Raw genomic sequence first — 14,920 nt, 5'->3', positions numbered from 1 at the left:
CGCCACCCGCACCCCGCGGCCCGCGGCCCCCGCCGAATATCCATTGGCGCCCCTAATAGGTGCTGGCTACAATCGCGCGTCTGCCCCGCCTCCCGTCGAGGAGTGCCGCCGACCGGACGGAAACCGGCCGGCCCCGCCGTGCCCGCTCTCCGCGGCACGCGCCCGCCGCAAGTACTTCCACCGGACACTTCCCACCGGAGTCAACGCCGTGCCGCCCTCCCCTGCCCACCCGTCGCCCGACACCGACCCCCTGCAGCGCGAACGCTCCCACCTCGCCGCCTCCCGCTCCGCCCTGCGCGCGATGCGCAAGAACACCGAAGAGCTCAACATCGCCGACGTCACGGCGAACTGGGTCAACGCCGAGGTGCTCCAGGGCGAGATCGACGCCCGTATCAAGGCCCTCGCCGACCTCGCCCACACCCCGCTCTTCTTCGGCCGCCTCGACTATCTCCACGCTCCCGGCATGGGTGGCGGTGAGCGACGGGAGGGCGAGAACTTCTACGTCGGTCGCCGCCATGTCCACGACGCCGACGGCGACCCGATGGTCATCGACTGGCGCGCCCCCGTCTCCCAGCCGTTCTACCGGGCCTCCAAGAAGGACCCGATGGATCTGAAGCTGCGCCGCCGATTCGGCTACACCGGTGGCGAGTTGACGGCCTACGAGGACGAGCACCTGACCGACCCGACAGAGGCGGCCCGCACCAGCCAACTCCTCCAGTCGGAGATCGAGCGGCCGCGCGTCGGCCCCATGCGGGACATCGTCGCCACGATCCAGCCGGAGCAGGACGAGATCGTGCGCGCCGGCATCGGCGGTTCGGTCTGCGTCCAGGGGGCGCCGGGCACCGGCAAGACGGCGGTCGGCCTGCACCGTGTCGCGTATCTGCTGTACGCCCACCGGGAGCGGCTGGCCCGCTCCGGCACCCTCGTCATCGGCCCCAACCGCTCCTTCCTGCACTACATCGAGCAGGTCCTGCCCGCCCTGGGTGAACTGGAGGTCAAGCAGGCCACGGTCGACGACCTGGTGGGGCATGTGGAGGTGCGGGGCGCCGACGAGGCGGCCACGGCGACGGTCAAGGGCGACGCCCGGATGGCGGAGGTGCTGCGGCGGGCCGTCCGCTCGGGCATCACCATGCCGCAGGAGCCGTGCGTGGTGGTCCGCGGCTCCCGTCGCTGGCGCGTACCGGCGTATGAACTCGAAGAGATCGTCCGGGAGTTGAGGGAACGGGAGATCCGTTACGGCGCGGCGCGCGACGCGCTGCCGCAGCGGATCGCGCACGCCGTCCTGGTGCGGATGGAGCAGGCGGGCGAGGCACCGGACGACCGGGTGCAGGACGCGGTGGCCCGTAATGCCGCGGTGAAGGCCACGGTCAAGGCGGCCTGGCCGGCGGTCGATCCGGCCAAGCTGGTGCTGCGGCTGCTGGGCGATGCGGAGTTCCTCGCCGCGCAGGCGGACGGCATTCTGACGCCCGAGGAGCAGAAGGCGATCCTGTGGGCCAAGCCGCCCCGGAGCGTGAAGAGCGCCACGTGGTCGTCCGCGGATGCGGTGCTGGTCGACGAGGCGATGGACCTGGTGGAGCGCACCCACTCACTGGGCCATGTGGTGCTCGACGAGGCGCAGGACCTCTCCCCGATGCAGTACCGGGCGGTGGGCCGCCGCTGCACGACGGGTTCGGCGACGATCCTCGGCGATATTGCGCAGGGTACGACCCCGTGGGCGACCGACACCTGGGAGCAGGCGCTGGCTCACCTGGGCAAGCCGGGTTCGGCCGTCGAGGAGCTGACCCAGGGCTTCCGCGTGCCGCGCGAGGTCATCGCGTATGCGTCCCGGCTGCTGCCGGCCATCGCCCCCGACCTGACGGAGGCCACCTCGATCCGGGAGTCGGCGGGCGACTTCGCGGTCCGCTGCGTCGCGACCAAAGACCTGGACGCGGCCGTCCTCGCGGCCTGCGACGAGGCGCTGACGAAGGAGGGGTCGATCGGCCTGATCGCCTCGGAGGCCCGCATTCCGGTGTTGCGTGCGGCCCTGGAGGCGGCGGGCGTGACCCCTCTGGCGCCCGGCGAGGAGACCTCCGCCGAGTCCCGCCTCACCCTGGTGCCCGCCACTCTGGCCAAGGGCCTGGAGTACGACTACGTGGTGCTGGACGAGCCCGCGGCGATCGTCGACGGCGAGCCGGACGAACGCACCGGGCTGCGCCGGCTGTACGTGGGCCTGACGCGCCCGGTCTCCGGCCTCACGGTCGTCCACGCGGCGGAGCTGCCGGAACGGCTGACGGCGGGAGCGGACCGGAACAGCTGACGGCGGGAGCGGCCGCGCATGGGGGCCAGGGCAGGGGCACCTCGTCCTGTACCTGTGCAGCCGGCTCGGCGATCAGCTGCTGCGGTGAAACCGCACGGCTACATGCAGTTCCCGCCGTGGTAGGCCAAGTTGAGGACCAGGGCTGCCACGGCCAGGCAGAAGAAGACGGCCCAGCCACCGAAGTGGTGGTCACGAGCTCGCAGGTGGGCTCCGAAGGCGCCGAGAAAGTACAGCACGAGGCCCGCGGCGGCGAACGCGCCCAGCCACGGCACCACAACCCCCACCGCCAACCCGATGGCGCCCGCCGCCAGCAGGGTGCCCAACGGGCGCATCCAGGACCGCGGTACACCCATCTTGTCCGCCTGGCTCTTGGGGTAGTCGTGGCCCATGAAGTTCGCGACGGCGGCCAGACCGTTGAGGACCGAGGCAGTGAGGGTGACCGCGAGGTAGGCGACGAACACGCAGGACTCCTGTTCCGTGAGCACGGGGATGGATCGTTCACCTCACGGACGGGGCATGCCCCCAAGAAGTGACACACCCTCGCATGGTGTACGTCACATGGGCCTGCGGGGCCGGGCGTCACCGGCGACCGCCCCAGGCGTCATCAGCGACCGTCCCACCCGCCGCATCGACCGGCAGCACGGGGCCCGGCCGGCAGCACGGGGCCCGGCCGCCGGAAGGGTTTAGACGCCCGCCCCGTCCCCCACCGCGTGGCCCACCGGGCCCCCCGCCCCGCCGTGGGCCCCGCCCTGGGGCCCGTCCACCGCGTCCCGCCACTCCCGTACCGCCGCCGCGTCCACCGGGGCGGACCAGCCGGCCGGGCGTGCCGCGCCGCCGATGTGGAACGCGTCGAGTCCGGCCGCCCGCAGCCGCGGCAGATGTCCGAGGGTGAGCCCGCCGCCCACCAGGATGCGCGGCGCATATCCGGCCTCGCCCGCCGCCGTACGGGCCTGCTCCGCGACCAGCGTCGCCAGCCCCTGCTCGACGCCCTGTGCGGACCCGGCCGTCAGGTACGTGTCGAGCCCGGCGGCCGCGGGCAGCCCGGCCAGCTCCTTGCGCAGCGCGTCCCGGTCGGCGGCCCGGTCGATGGCCCGGTGGAAGGTCCAGCGGCAGCCGTCGATCGCCTCCGCCACGGCCCGTACGGCCTCGAGATCCGGCCGCCCGTCCGGGGTCAGAAAGCCCAGCACGAACTCGTCCGCCCCCTCCGCCCGCAGCGCCGCCGCGTCCGCGCACAGCGCCGCCACATCGCCGGCCGCGAAGCCGTCGGAGGCCCGCAGCATCACCCGCAGCGGGAGGTCGACGGCCGCCCGGACCGCCGCGAAGACGGCCCGCGGCGGGGTGAGCCCGTCGGCCGCCATATCGGTGACCAGTTCCAGGCGGTCGGCTCCACCGGCCTGGGCGGCGATCGCGTCCTCCGGGCCGAGGGCGATCACCTCCAGGAGCGCGCGCTTGCTCATGTGACCCCAATCCGGGCAACGACAGATTTCGACAGGTCTAGTCCAATATCCAGCGTAAAGGCTGCCCGGCCCTGCGAGGACCAATCGCCACCGGACGCGCCCGGAATCCCCCGGCAACCACCCGTACGCCACCGCCCCGCACCCGGCCCTCAACCTGGCCCGAAACCCCTCAATCGTGCAGGTATGGATCACCCCGCACATGGGTAACACGCCTTTCCGGTAAGGATGTTGCGCCCGTGACCTATGAGCGCTGTGACTTATGAGCGTGGCGACCCATGAGCGTTCGTGACCTATGACCGTTGGGAGAGTCGGATGTCCGACCTGGCGAATGTGTCCGCCGAGATCGCTCCGTATCTCGCCCTGGCCGCGAACAGCCTGGGCACCGCCGTGATCACCCAGGCCCAGCAGCGGATCGCCGAAGGCACGGTGGCAGCCGGCGAGGGCTTCTTCCGGCGCCTGCTGCACCGCGACGGCGCCGGCGACCTCGGCGACGGCACCGCCCAGCCGCTCCTCGACACCCGCCGCGCGGACGCCCTCGACGAACGGCTCGCGGGCCTCGGCGAACAGGACCGGCAGCTGCTGTCCGACGCGGTGACGGCCTGGCTGCGCGCCCCCGCCGACCGGCGCGACGCCCCCCACCTGCTGGAACACATCGCCCAGCGCGCGCCGGCCACCAGCACGCAGATCACCCACAACAACCACGCCACCGCGACCGGCCAGGGCTCCATCGCGGCCAACAAGATCGAGGGCACCATCAACGTGGGGGGCGGCAGCGGCACCCAGGACAGCTCATGACCCGCCCGGGGGACACCCAGGACGGCGCCGTCCACAAGCACTCGTTGGCGCAGGGCGACCACTCCATCGCCGCCAATGACATCAAGAACGTGATCATCAAGTGGGTGATGCACCCCAGCGCGCGCTGGGTGCCCCTCCTGGCGGCCTGCACCGGTCTGGTGATCAGCGGGAGCACCTGGCCGGACGGACCCGCGAGCCAGTACACCCTGTGGGGCGTGCTCGCCGCCCTGTCGGTCGGCACGGCCGCCGCCCGCGTGCTCAACCGGAGACCGCGCGGCGCAACCGTGGTCGGCGCCCTCTCCCTCGTCTCCGTCCTGGCAACGGTCGGCGCCTGGCTGGCGTTCCAGAGCGTCCGCACCCACGGCGAGATCGATGTCACCGGACAGGTACGCACCGAGGGCAGCCAGCCGCTGGACGCCGACGCCCACCGCACCCTGGCCCTCCTCCTGGACGCCGACGCCCTGAAGGAACCGCGCAACGCCCTGCGCCTGACGCTGGCCGTCGACGACCACGACCCGTCCGGCCCGACCTGCCTCCCGGACACCCGCGCCACCGTCTCCCTGCTCACCTCCGGTGTCGCGGCCCAGACCAAGAGCCTCCGCCCCGGTGGAACCGTCGATTTCACCCTGGGCGCAGGGACCGGCTCCGTACGGATCGATCTGCGGCTGCGTACCGCGCGCGGCTGCCGGATGGACGTGCGGGCGACGGGCGCCGTGCTGCACGACAGGTGATCCGGAGCCGCCTACGCCGAACGACAAGAACGGGGACCCTCATGACCATCAGGACAGCGCGAACCGGAACCACGCGAGGAACCACGCGAGCCCGCCGCACCGCCCACCGCGCCCCCCTCGTAGCCGCTCTGCTCGCCCTCGCCGCCCTGACGGCCACCGCCTGCGGCGCCGACCAGCCGCCCTCCCTCTTCGCCGACGGCAAGGTCCTGGTCGGCACGAAGAACGACCAGCCGGGCACCGCCGTCGTCCGCAACTACAAGTTCTCCGGCTTCGACACCGCCGTCACCCGCCAGGTCCTCAAGGGCGTCGGCGCCACACCGGACTTCGGGATCGTGCCGTCCGAGGACCGCCGTTCGGTGCTCACCGACAAGACGAAGGACCTGGTCGTGGCGACGTACTCGATCACCGTCGACCGGATGAAGGACCTGGACTTCGCCGGGCCGTACGCAACCACCTACCAGGGCATCATGATCCGCAAGAACGACCACCGGATCAAAAAGCCCGACGACGTCATCGGCAAGCGCGTCTGCACCTGGCCGGGGACCACCTCCGTCACCACCCTGGAGAGCCCGGCGTACGACCGGATCGTGGTCTACGAGCAGCCGGACGCCTCCACCTGCATCAACGACCTCAAGGTCAAGAAGACGGCCGACGCGGTCTCCACCGACCAGATGATCCTCTACGGCTTCACCCAGGAGAACCCGGATCTCAAGGTCGTCCCCGACATCACCTATGGATCCGCCAACCAGTACGGCATCGCCATGGCCAAGGGGCATCGCGAGGACTGCCTGAAGCTGCGCAACGCCCTGCGGGACTACCTGGCCGACAACGCCTGGAGCCAGGATTTCGCGACCGCCCTGCCGTCGATCCCGAAGGCCGACGCCAACTGGGAGACCAACTTCAAGCCGCGGCCGACGACCGTCGACTCGCTCTCCTGCCGCGACCGGCCAAAGACCTGACGGTCTGTCTGTACGACGCTCAGGAGCGGAGCGACGACTCAGACGCAGAGTGACGGCTCAGCCGAAGAGCGACGACTCGGGCGAAGAGCGACAGCTCAGGCGAAGATCGACAGCTCCGCTTCCTCCGCTCCCGCGAGCTCATACCGCGTACCGACCAGCGAACGTCCCGCGTAGAGCCGGATCAGCGTCGGCACATCGCAGGTCAGCCGGGCGGGCGCGCGCCCGTCGGAGGCGACACCGAGTTCCAGCGACCGGCCACTGCTGCGGCCGTCGCCGTCCAGGAGGTCGGCACGCAGCAGCGGCTTGCCGCGCTTCCGCGAAGAGATCACCAGCAGGTCCAGCGCCGCCTCCGCGCCTTCCCCGGCGTACGCCCCGGGCACGCCGAACGCATCCCGTACGTCGCCCGCATGCACCCACTCCCCCAGCGCCACCCCGTCGAGCGGCCCACCGGCCGCGGCGATCGCCGGACCCGCCTCGCTGAACCCGCGCTCCAGCTCGTCCAGCACCCGGGCCAGCGGCCAGTCGGCCCGCTCGGCGACATCCGCGGCATTCGACGCGGGCGAGAACACCCCCGGCTCCAGGCGGCCTTCGATGATCCGGATCAGCGCCGCGCCGCAGTGCGCCAGCACATCCCGTACGGTCCACCCCGGACAGGCCGTACGGAGCGCGAACCACTCCTCGGGCGTGGCCCGGAGCAGCGGCATGAACGCATCCCGCTCGGTCACCAGCAACCGGCCGGGCAGCTCCGCGTCGCGGATGTCTTCGGATGCTTCCGGTATTGCGGACACAGGCCACCCCTTGATCGGTACGGCGACGATACGGCCGCACGGTAACCGCGCCCCGGCCCCGCCCGCAGGGAATTCCCGAACCTGGAGGATCTTGGATTCCCGAGCCCGGAGGATCTTGACCCCCGAGGCACAATGACTGCCATGACCCCCGAGCCCCGTAAGGCGCACCTCACCGCCCCGGAGGAGCTGACCCACCGCTGGGCGGCCACCGTCGCCGAGGCCCGCGGCTCGTACGCCGTCGCCGGTCCCGACCCGGTGCCGTACGCGGACAACCTCCTCGCCCGGTGGGCCGAACCGCAGCGCCGCTATCACACCGTCGCCCATCTGACCGCCGTCCTGCAGCGCATCGACGAACTCGCCGAGCACGCCGACGATCTGCCCGTCGTCCAGTTGGCGGCCTGGTTCCACGACGCGGTCTACCGCCCGGAACGCTCGGAGAACGAGGAGCGCAGCGCCGCCCTCGCCGAGCGCGCCCTGCCCGAACTGGGCATCGGCGCGGCCCGCACGGCCGAGGTGGCCCGCCTGGTACGGCTCACGGTCACCCATGACCCGTCCCCGGACGACCCCGACGGCGAGGTGCTGTGTGACGCCGATCTCGCGGTGCTCGCCGGTTCCCCGGACGACTATGCGGCCTATGCCGCCGCCGTCCGCGAGGAGTACGCCTTCGTCCCCGACCCCGATTTCACCGCGGGCCGCGCCGCCGTACTGCGCCAACTCCTCGGCCTGCCTCGCCTGTTCAGGACCCCGATGGCGTACGACCGCTGGGAGCACACGGCGCGGCAGAACCTCACCACCGAGCTGGACCTGCTGATCGGCTGACCCCGGCTGGCCCGGCTGGCCCGGCCGACCCGGCTGGCCCGGCCGACCCGGCTGGCCCGGCTGGCCCGGCTGGCCCGGCGATTGAGGTCACATTTCACGAACCGGGAATGTCAGGCGTCCTACCGTTGTTAGCACCTGTCATGCCAGCCCGATCCGAACTCGCCGAACCCGCCGACCGCACGGCCCGCACCGCCCGCACCCACCACACCGACCGCGTCCGCATGCCCATCGCCGTCTACGTCCTGGGGCTGTCCGTCTTTGCCCTGGGAACGTCCGAATTCATGCTCTCCGGCATCCTCCAGCCGCTCGCCCGCGATCTGGAGGTCTCCATTCCGCAGGCCGGACTGCTGGTCTCCGCGTTCGCGATCGGCATGGTGGTCGGCGCTCCGGTCCTCGCCGCGGCGACGCTGCGGCTCCCGCGCCGCACGACCCTGATAACCCTGCTCGGCCTGTTCGGCCTGGGCCAGGTGGCCGGCGCGGTGGCACCGACGTACGGCGTGCTGTTTGCGTCGCGGGTGGTGAGCGCGCTGGCCTGCGCCGGTTTCTGGGCGGTCGGCGCGGCCGTGGCCATCTCGCTGGTGCCGGTGACCGCCCGCGCCCGCGCGATGGCCGTGATGGTCGGCGGGCTGAGCATCGCCAACATCGCCGGCGTCCCGGCCGGCGCGCTGCTCGGCCAGCACGCCGGCTGGCGGGCGGCCTTCTGGGCGGTGGCCGGGCTGGCCGCCATCGGCCTGGTTGGGGTGATCGCGGTGGTGCCGCGTACGGCCGTGCCCACCGGCGACGACCGCCCCCAGCTGCGCCGCGAGCTCACGATCTACAAGGACAAGCAGGTCTGGCTGGCGCTGACCGCCACGGCCTTGAACGGCGCGGCCGTCTTCGCCCTCTTCTCGTACCTCTCGCCGCTGCTGACCGACACCGCCGGGCTCGCCGAGAGCTGGGTTCCGACGGTGCTGGCCCTCTTCGGTGTCGGCGCCCTGATCGGTACGTTCATCGGCGGCCGGATCGCCGACGCCCACCTCTTCGGCACCCTGTTCGTCGGCATCTCCGCCTCTACGGTCGTGCTGGCCGTCCTGGCGCTGACGGCACACAACCCGATAGCCGCGGTTGCGCTCTCCCTGATGCTCGGCGTGACGGCCTTCACCACGGCCCCGGCGCTCAATGCCCGGATGTTCAATGTCGCCAACGCCGCGCCGACGCTGGCGGGCGCGACCACCACCGCCGCCTTCAACATCGGCAATACGCTCGGCCCCTGGCTGGGCGGCCTGGTCATCGGCGCCCACTGGGGTTACCCGGCCGTGGCCTGGACCGGCGCGGCGCTGGCCGCCGCGGCCGTCGCCGTGACGGGCATCGCCTTCCGCCTGCACCGGTCGGACGACCACCGCTCCCGGCTCGTTGCCTCCTCGGCCGGCGTGACCACCGCGAAGAGCGCGCCCGCCGAGCGGCGCTAGCGGCACCAGGAACACCAAGGGCGCGAGCGGCGCGGGGGCGGGCTCACCGATCGTGGGCCCCGCCCCCCGAACGCCTACGCCACGGGTTGAGGCTCGCGGGCCTGCTCTGCCATGGGCGCGGGGGCGGATTCGCCCTCCGATATACCGAACCGGGCGTGGAAGCGGCGCAGAGGGCCCGGCGCCCACCAGGTGGCCCGGCCCGTCAGGCGCATGACCGCAGGGACCAACAGGCTGCGCACGATCATCGCGTCCATGAGGACCGCAAGCGCAATACCCAGGCCCAGCATCTTTGTGTTGGCCACCCGGGATGTGCCGATCGCCACCATCACCACCGCGAGGATCAGGGCGGCCGCGGTGATCAGGCCGCCGGTGCGCTGGAGCCCGTACCGCACGGCATGCGGATGGTCGCCCGTGTGGTCGTACTCCTCCTTGATGCGGGAGAGCAGGAACACCCCGTAGTCCATGGAGAGCCCGAAGGCGACGCAGAACATCAGCACGGGGAGCGTGGTCTCGATGTCTCCGGTGCTGGTGAAGTTCAGGACGCCGGAGAGGTGGCCGTCCTGGAATACCCAGACGACCGCGCCGAACATCGCGGTGAGGCTGAGGGCGTTGAGCACCACCGCCTGGAGGGGTATGAGCACGCTTCCGGTGAGCAGAAAGACCAGCAGCAGCGTCACCACGGCGATGATGCCCGCGGCCCAGGGCAGCCGGTCGCCGATGGCGTCTTTGGAGTCGACCAGAACGGCCGCCGTGCCGGTGACAGAGGTACGGAACGGGGCGTCGGCGGCGCGCACTTCATGGACCGCGCGCTGGGCGTCCTGGCCGACCGCCTCGCCCTTCGGGAGCACCGTGAAATAGGCCGCGTCGCCCTTCACCAGCGGCCCTTCGACCCGGGCCACTCCGGGCAGGCCATCGATCCGCTTGCGGTAGTCGGCGTACTGGGAGTGGGTCGCCCGGCCCTCGGCGAGCACCTCGAGGCCGCCGCCGGGGCTGCCGGGGAAGCCGTCGCGGAGGTGCTGCTGGACGATACGGGACTCGGCGGTCGTGGGCAGCTGGCGATCGTCGGCGGTGCCGAACTTGACGCCGAGGAAGGGGAGTCCGAGGAGGACGAGACCGACGGTGGTGGCGAGGGCGAAGACCGGGGCGCGCCGCATCACCAGGGAGGCGGCGCGGGCCCAGCCACGGCCCGGTTCGGTACGGGGTGCGCCGCGGCGCATGAGTCGTCGCAGGTCCAGGGCGTTGACCCGGTGACCGAGGAGGACGAGCGCGGCCGGGAGCAGGATCAGCGCGGCGCCCGCGGCGAGCAGCACCACGGCGATGCCGGCATAGGCGAAGGAGCGCAGGAAGTACTGCGGGAACACCAGCATCGCGGCCAGCGAGACCGCGACGGTCAGCGCGGAGAAGAGAACGGTGCGTCCGGCGGTGCGCAGAGTCGTCCCGACCGCCTGGAGTGGCTCGGCGCCCGCGGTCAGTTCCTCGCGGAACCGGCGGACGATGAACAGGGCGTAGTCGATGGCGAGGCCGAGGCCCAGGGCGGTCGTGAGATTCATGGCGAAGACCGATACGTCCGTGACCTCGGTGAGGCCGCGCAGGACCGCGTTCGTACCGAGAATGGCGACGATGCCGATGCCGAGCGGCAGCAGGGCGGCAACCGCGCTGCCGAAGACCATGACGAGCAGCACGAGCGTGATCGGCAGGGCGATCATCTCCGCCCGGACCAGGTCCTCCCCGATGGTCGTCTGGATCTCGTGCCGCACGGCGACCGGGCCGCCCACGGAGACCCGGACCGGGCCGTGCGCTCCGCGGAGCGTGGGTGCGATGCGGTCGAGGGTCTCGCCCGCGGCCTTGTCGTCACCGGTGACCCGGGCCGCGATCAGGGCCTCGTGTCCGTCCTTTGCGCGCAGCTGCGGGGAAGGCGTCCGCCAGTACGACCCGACGCCTGTCACCCCCCGCTCGTCCGCGAGGCGGGCCGTCAGCCGCTTGGCCTGGGCGGCGATCGCTGGATCGTCCACGGACGCCCGTCCGCTGTCCACGAGGAGCAGCAGGTTCGGCTGCGAGCCGGGGAACTCCCGCTCCAATGCCTTGGTCGCATACGTGGACTGCGCGGCCGGGTCCTCCCAGCCGCCGGCGCCCATACGGTCGGCGACCCCGCTGCCGACGAACACGGCCAGCGCGGTCAGCACCAGCGCCACCAGCAGCGACAGGCGGGGCCGCGCGGTCACGAAACGGGTCCAGCCCCCCACCCTCGGGCCGTCCGGCGGGCTGTTGACTTCGGACATGACGCGGTGTCCCCTTCACCGTGACCCTTGCGTCCGGGCAGGCAGCATGGGTCGCCCATTGCCATAGACTGGCAAACACGAGCGGTCGCTCGCGTTTTTCAAGAATGCGAGCGATGTCTCGTGTTTGTCAATCGCGATCGGAGAGTTGAGGAAAACCGTGGTCGACAAGCAGCAGGCCGAGGACGGACTGCCCCGCGGCCGGGCAGCGGCCGGACCGGCGCCGACCACCCCGTCCGAAGGCGGACAGGACGAGAAACCGCGCCGGCGTCAGGCCCGCGGCGAACGCCGCATCGCCCAGCTGCTCGAAGCCGCGGCGGCCGTGTTCTGCAAGAGCGGGTACACCGCGGCCTCCACGAACGCCATCGCCCGCGAGGCGGGCGTCTCACCCGGCACGCTGTACCAGTTCTTCCCGAACAAGGAGGCCATCGCCATCGAGCTGGGCGACCGGCTCATCCACCAGATGCGCGATACGTACGGCGAGGCGCTCGCCCCCGGCGACACGGACATCCCGCTGCGTGAGCGGCTGGACGGCATCGTGGACCGTTTCGTCGACTTCAACTGCCGGCACCCGGTCTTCTTCGCGCTGATGCACGGCCCGGACGTCCCGGGCCGGATGGCCGAGGAGCACGACGCGCTGCACACGGCCCTGCTGGAGCGCATCCGGGATCTGATCGCCCTCTATCGGCCCGACGCGCCCCAGGCCGACATCGCACGTACCGCGGAGATGAGCTTCGGCCTGTTCAAGGCGGGCCTGGAACTCATCCTGGCGCATGAGGGCGCCGAACGTGACGCGTACGTCACGGAGTTGAAGCACGCCATGTTCCGCTATCTGGACCCGATGGTCGGCGAGGCCCTCCGCACCCCCGCGCGGCCGTAACTTTCGTACCGCGGCCGCCTGCGGACCGGTGGCGCCTCACGCCCCGCCGTCGAACGTCCACCGGGTCTGGGTGTAGGTCTCCCCGCGCCCGAAGCCGAACGCCGTCACCGGCTCGACCCGGAAGACCAGTGCCCGGTGTCCCTCCTGGAGGAAGGCGCCGTCACCCACCTCGAAGCGCCAGTCGTCGCCGTACTTCTCGACGAAGAGATCGGCCAGGCCACGGAGCGTCGTCTCGTCCTCGACACGCTCCGCCGTGCCCTCGACGACCACGTCCAGGCCCGCATGCAGGTCATTGCCCCCGGCCGTCGACGTCGTCAGCACACAGCGCGGATCGGCCGCGAGATTTTTGGCCTTGCGCTCCTCGGCCCCGGTGCAGAAATGGAGCGCGCCGTCCGCCCACACCGCCAGCAGCGGGGTGACATGCGGGCGGCCATCGGGCCGGACGGTACTGAGCCAGAAGATCTCCGCTTCGGTCATGCCGCCGACCGCCGCGGGCCAGGCCGTGGCCGTGGCGCCCGCGCTGCTGTAGTCCGGGTGAAGCTCGGTGACCGGCTCCTTGGCTGCCATCGCTGACCCCTTTCCCTGCGGTGCGCCTACCCGTACAGCGCCCCCTCAGGCCCATCGTCGGGCCGCCCGCGGCACACGGCCGGTCCGACACACCTGCCGGTCCGACACACCCGCCGGTCCGACACACCGCCGGTCCGATCCACCTGGCTAGAGCCCCTCCCCCACCCCCGGCGCCGCCCGGTGCTTGGGCCGCCGCAGCCCCGCCGCCGTGAGCCGCCGCAGCAGCTCCTTGCAGCCGACCGCCACCGCCCCCGCCCGCACCGCGTCGGCATAGCGCTCCGCGGGCAGGTCGTAGTGGTCCCGCTCGAACGCCCGCCGCGGCGCGCCTATCCCGGCCGCAAAGGCATGCAGTTCGTCGTACGAGGTGTCGCTGACCAGGTGCGACCACATCCGGCCGTGCCCCGGCCACGTGGGCGGGTCTATATAGATCGCCACCTCAGCCCATCACCTCATCTCTCCAGGGGAGCGCAGGCTGCCGACGCGCGCCACCGCGACCGCCGTCTTGGGGCAGACCCAGTGCGGATCGGGCCCCAACTCCGGCTCGACATCGAGCGCGTGCGGGTCACCGGATGTGGTGCACACCGGACACAGCGGCCAGCGGCCGTACCGCTCGAGCAGCGCGTCCTGCACATCCTGAGCTATCAGTCCCGCGACGAATTCCGCGCCCTCAGGCCACTGCTCCACCCACCATCGGCGGTGGACGACCGCGTCCTCGACGAGCGAGACGATGTCGGCGTCGGCGACGTCGTCAGCCACCAGGTCGGCGAGCACCAGCGCCCGCGCGGCATGCAATGCCTGTTCCAGCTCCATGCCGTCCATTGTCGCGCGGACGGCCGGTCCGGACCCGCTCGCTGTCCACAGGCGGAGCGCACCGCGCGACTTTTCCACAACCTCGGCACGGCGAGTGTTGACGCGGTCCGCCGATGAAATTACTTTTCACACGTGAGCAGCAGCGTGAAGGAAACTTTCAAGGCCGCGGCCAAGGAAGCCGCGAAGGAACCGGCCGTCGCACCCCGACCGGCCCCGACCCCACCCGTCCCCGCGGTCCTGGCCGCCAAGGTCCGCTCGCTCAGCCCGACGATGACCCGCTCCATGCAGCGGGTCGCGGAAGCCGTCGCGGGCGACCCCGCCGGCTGCGCCGCCCTGACCGTCACCGGCCTCGCGGAGCGCACCGGCACCAGCGAGGCCACCGTCGTCCGCACCTCCCGCCTTCTCGGCTACCCCGGCTACCGCGATCTGCGGCTGGCCCTGGCCGCGCTCGCCGCGCAGCAGGAGGCCGGCGGCGCGCCCGCCGTGACCGCGGACATAGCGGTCGATGATTCCCTCACGGACGTCGTCGCCAAGCTCGCGCAGGAAGAGCAGCAGTGCCTTGCCGACACCGCCGCCGGGCTGGAGGTCAGCCAGCTCGAAGCGGCCGTCGCGGCGCTGTGCGGTGCCCGCCGCATCGATGTGTACGGCATCGGTGCGTCCAATCTCGTCGGCCAGGACCTCGCGCAGAAGCTGCTGCGTATCGGCCTGATCGCGCATGCGCACTCCGATCCGCATCTCGCGGTGACCAATGCCGTACAGCTGCGCACCGGCGACGTCGCCATCGCGATCACCCACTCCGGCCGGACCACCGACGTCATAGAGCCACTGCGGGTGGCCTTCGACAACGGCGCGACCACGATCGCGATCACCGGCCGCCCGGACAGCGAGGTGGCCGCGTACGCCGACCACATCCTGACCACCTCCACGGCCCGCGAGAGCGAGCTGCGGCCGGCCGCGATGTCGTCCCGGACGAGCCAACTCCTCGTCGTGGACTGCCTGTTCATAGGCGTCGCCCAGCGCACCTACGAAACCGCCGCCCCCGCCCTCTCCGCCTCCTACGAGGCCCTCGCCCACCGCCACCAGCCCTGACCGCT

At 71.8% G+C, this 14,920-nt stretch carries 15 protein-coding genes; 8 read left to right on the top strand and 7 right to left on the bottom strand.

Going from position 1 to position 14,920, the window contains the following annotated elements:
* Positions 1 to 208 precede the first annotated feature (208 nt).
* The gene (locus AB0D04_RS10755) at positions 209 to 2,296 is read left to right on the top strand and encodes an AAA family ATPase (RefSeq protein ID WP_362701681.1); all 2,088 of its coding nucleotides are present in this window, start codon (positions 209 to 211) and stop codon (positions 2,294 to 2,296) included.
* 98 nt (positions 2,297 to 2,394) lie between these two features.
* On the opposite strand, the gene AB0D04_RS10750 is transcribed toward AB0D04_RS10755, so the two are convergent.
* The gene (locus tag AB0D04_RS10750; protein WP_362701678.1) at positions 2,395 to 2,781 is read right to left on the bottom strand and encodes a DoxX family protein; all 387 of its coding nucleotides are present in this window, start codon (positions 2,779 to 2,781) and stop codon (positions 2,395 to 2,397) included.
* Positions 2,782 to 2,979: 198 nt separating this feature from the next.
* Complete coding sequence (locus AB0D04_RS10745) at positions 2,980 to 3,753, bottom strand: copper homeostasis protein CutC (RefSeq protein ID WP_362701675.1); 774 nt, start codon at positions 3,751 to 3,753, stop codon at positions 2,980 to 2,982.
* A gap of 312 nt (positions 3,754 to 4,065) precedes the next feature.
* Here AB0D04_RS10745 and AB0D04_RS10740 point away from each other — a divergent pair, with 312 nt between their 5' ends.
* The 3 genes from AB0D04_RS10740 to AB0D04_RS10730 are packed head-to-tail and all read left to right on the top strand — an operon-like array spanning position 4,066 to position 6,238.
* A complete protein-coding gene (locus AB0D04_RS10740; protein ID WP_362701672.1) occupies positions 4,066 to 4,548 on the top strand; it encodes a hypothetical protein in 483 nt (160 codons plus the stop codon).
* Positions 4,545 to 5,279, top strand: coding sequence for a hypothetical protein (locus AB0D04_RS10735; protein ID WP_362701669.1), 735 nt, complete (start codon positions 4,545 to 4,547; stop codon positions 5,277 to 5,279). Before AB0D04_RS10740 ends, AB0D04_RS10735 begins: the two co-directional genes overlap by 4 nt.
* A gap of 41 nt (positions 5,280 to 5,320) precedes the next feature.
* On the top strand, positions 5,321 to 6,238 hold the full coding sequence (locus tag AB0D04_RS10730) for a transporter substrate-binding domain-containing protein (protein ID WP_362701666.1): 918 nt from the start codon (positions 5,321 to 5,323) through the stop codon (positions 6,236 to 6,238).
* Positions 6,239 to 6,333: 95 nt separating this feature from the next.
* On the opposite strand, the gene AB0D04_RS10725 is transcribed toward AB0D04_RS10730, so the two are convergent.
* A complete protein-coding gene (locus AB0D04_RS10725) occupies positions 6,334 to 7,026 on the bottom strand; it encodes a maleylpyruvate isomerase family mycothiol-dependent enzyme (RefSeq protein WP_362701663.1) in 693 nt (230 codons plus the stop codon).
* 141 nt (positions 7,027 to 7,167) lie between these two features.
* Here AB0D04_RS10725 and AB0D04_RS10720 point away from each other — a divergent pair, with 141 nt between their 5' ends.
* On the top strand, positions 7,168 to 7,845 hold the full coding sequence (locus tag AB0D04_RS10720) for a hypothetical protein (RefSeq protein WP_362701661.1): 678 nt from the start codon (positions 7,168 to 7,170) through the stop codon (positions 7,843 to 7,845).
* Between the two features lie 221 nt (positions 7,846 to 8,066).
* The gene (locus tag AB0D04_RS10715; RefSeq protein WP_362701748.1) at positions 8,067 to 9,293 is read left to right on the top strand and encodes a Cmx/CmrA family chloramphenicol efflux MFS transporter; all 1,227 of its coding nucleotides are present in this window, start codon (positions 8,067 to 8,069) and stop codon (positions 9,291 to 9,293) included.
* 74 nt (positions 9,294 to 9,367) lie between these two features.
* Here AB0D04_RS10715 and AB0D04_RS10710 read toward each other — a convergent pair whose 3' ends face one another.
* Positions 9,368 to 11,572 (bottom strand): MMPL family transporter, encoded by a 2,205-nt coding sequence (locus AB0D04_RS10710; RefSeq protein ID WP_362701659.1) that lies wholly within the window; start codon positions 11,570 to 11,572, stop codon positions 9,368 to 9,370.
* A gap of 289 nt (positions 11,573 to 11,861) precedes the next feature.
* Between AB0D04_RS10710 and AB0D04_RS10705 the strand changes: the two genes are divergently transcribed.
* Positions 11,862 to 12,449 (top strand): TetR/AcrR family transcriptional regulator, encoded by a 588-nt coding sequence (locus AB0D04_RS10705; RefSeq protein WP_362701747.1) that lies wholly within the window; start codon positions 11,862 to 11,864, stop codon positions 12,447 to 12,449.
* Positions 12,450 to 12,485: 36 nt separating this feature from the next.
* Here the strand turns inward: AB0D04_RS10705 and AB0D04_RS10700 are convergent, their stop codons facing one another.
* From AB0D04_RS10700 to AB0D04_RS10690, 3 genes are all read right to left on the bottom strand, one after another.
* Positions 12,486 to 13,016 (bottom strand): pyridoxamine 5'-phosphate oxidase family protein, encoded by a 531-nt coding sequence (locus tag AB0D04_RS10700; protein ID WP_362701657.1) that lies wholly within the window; start codon positions 13,014 to 13,016, stop codon positions 12,486 to 12,488.
* A 147-nt stretch (positions 13,017 to 13,163) separates the two neighbouring features.
* Positions 13,164 to 13,451, bottom strand: a complete 288-nt coding sequence (locus AB0D04_RS10695; RefSeq protein WP_362701655.1) for a DUF4031 domain-containing protein — start codon at positions 13,449 to 13,451, stop codon at positions 13,164 to 13,166.
* Between the two features lie 9 nt (positions 13,452 to 13,460).
* The gene (locus AB0D04_RS10690; protein ID WP_362701745.1) at positions 13,461 to 13,835 is read right to left on the bottom strand and encodes a hypothetical protein; all 375 of its coding nucleotides are present in this window, start codon (positions 13,833 to 13,835) and stop codon (positions 13,461 to 13,463) included.
* A 228-nt stretch (positions 13,836 to 14,063) separates the two neighbouring features.
* Between AB0D04_RS10690 and AB0D04_RS10685 the strand changes: the two genes are divergently transcribed.
* Positions 14,064 to 14,915, top strand: a complete 852-nt coding sequence (locus AB0D04_RS10685) for a MurR/RpiR family transcriptional regulator (protein ID WP_362701743.1) — start codon at positions 14,064 to 14,066, stop codon at positions 14,913 to 14,915.
* The last annotated feature ends 5 nt before the right edge of the window (positions 14,916 to 14,920 follow it).

Origin of the sequence: Streptomyces sp. NPDC048483 (assembly GCF_040651455.1) — a bacterium.
GTDB lineage: Bacteria > Actinomycetota > Actinomycetes > Streptomycetales > Streptomycetaceae > Streptomyces.
The sequence above is the reverse complement of the archived record's forward strand: the minus strand, read 5'-3'. Positions and strand labels throughout refer to the sequence as shown.

Coding starts and splice junctions, on each gene's coding strand:
- AB0D04_RS10745 (WP_362701675.1), bottom strand. CDS start 3,753: ATGAGCAAGCGCGCGCTCCTGGAGGTGATCGCCCTCGGCCCGGAGGAC.
- AB0D04_RS10740 (WP_362701672.1), top strand. CDS start 4,066: ATGTCCGACCTGGCGAATGTGTCCGCCGAGATCGCTCCGTATCTCGCC.
- AB0D04_RS10735 (WP_362701669.1), top strand. CDS start 4,545: ATGACCCGCCCGGGGGACACCCAGGACGGCGCCGTCCACAAGCACTCG.
- AB0D04_RS10730 (WP_362701666.1), top strand. CDS start 5,321: ATGACCATCAGGACAGCGCGAACCGGAACCACGCGAGGAACCACGCGA.
- AB0D04_RS10720 (WP_362701661.1), top strand. CDS start 7,168: ATGACCCCCGAGCCCCGTAAGGCGCACCTCACCGCCCCGGAGGAGCTG.
- AB0D04_RS10715 (WP_362701748.1), top strand. CDS start 8,067: ATGCCCATCGCCGTCTACGTCCTGGGGCTGTCCGTCTTTGCCCTGGGA.
- AB0D04_RS10710 (WP_362701659.1), bottom strand. CDS start 11,572: ATGTCCGAAGTCAACAGCCCGCCGGACGGCCCGAGGGTGGGGGGCTGG.
- AB0D04_RS10700 (WP_362701657.1), bottom strand. CDS start 13,016: ATGGCAGCCAAGGAGCCGGTCACCGAGCTTCACCCGGACTACAGCAGC.
- AB0D04_RS10690 (WP_362701745.1), bottom strand. CDS start 13,835: ATGGACGGCATGGAGCTGGAACAGGCATTGCATGCCGCGCGGGCGCTG.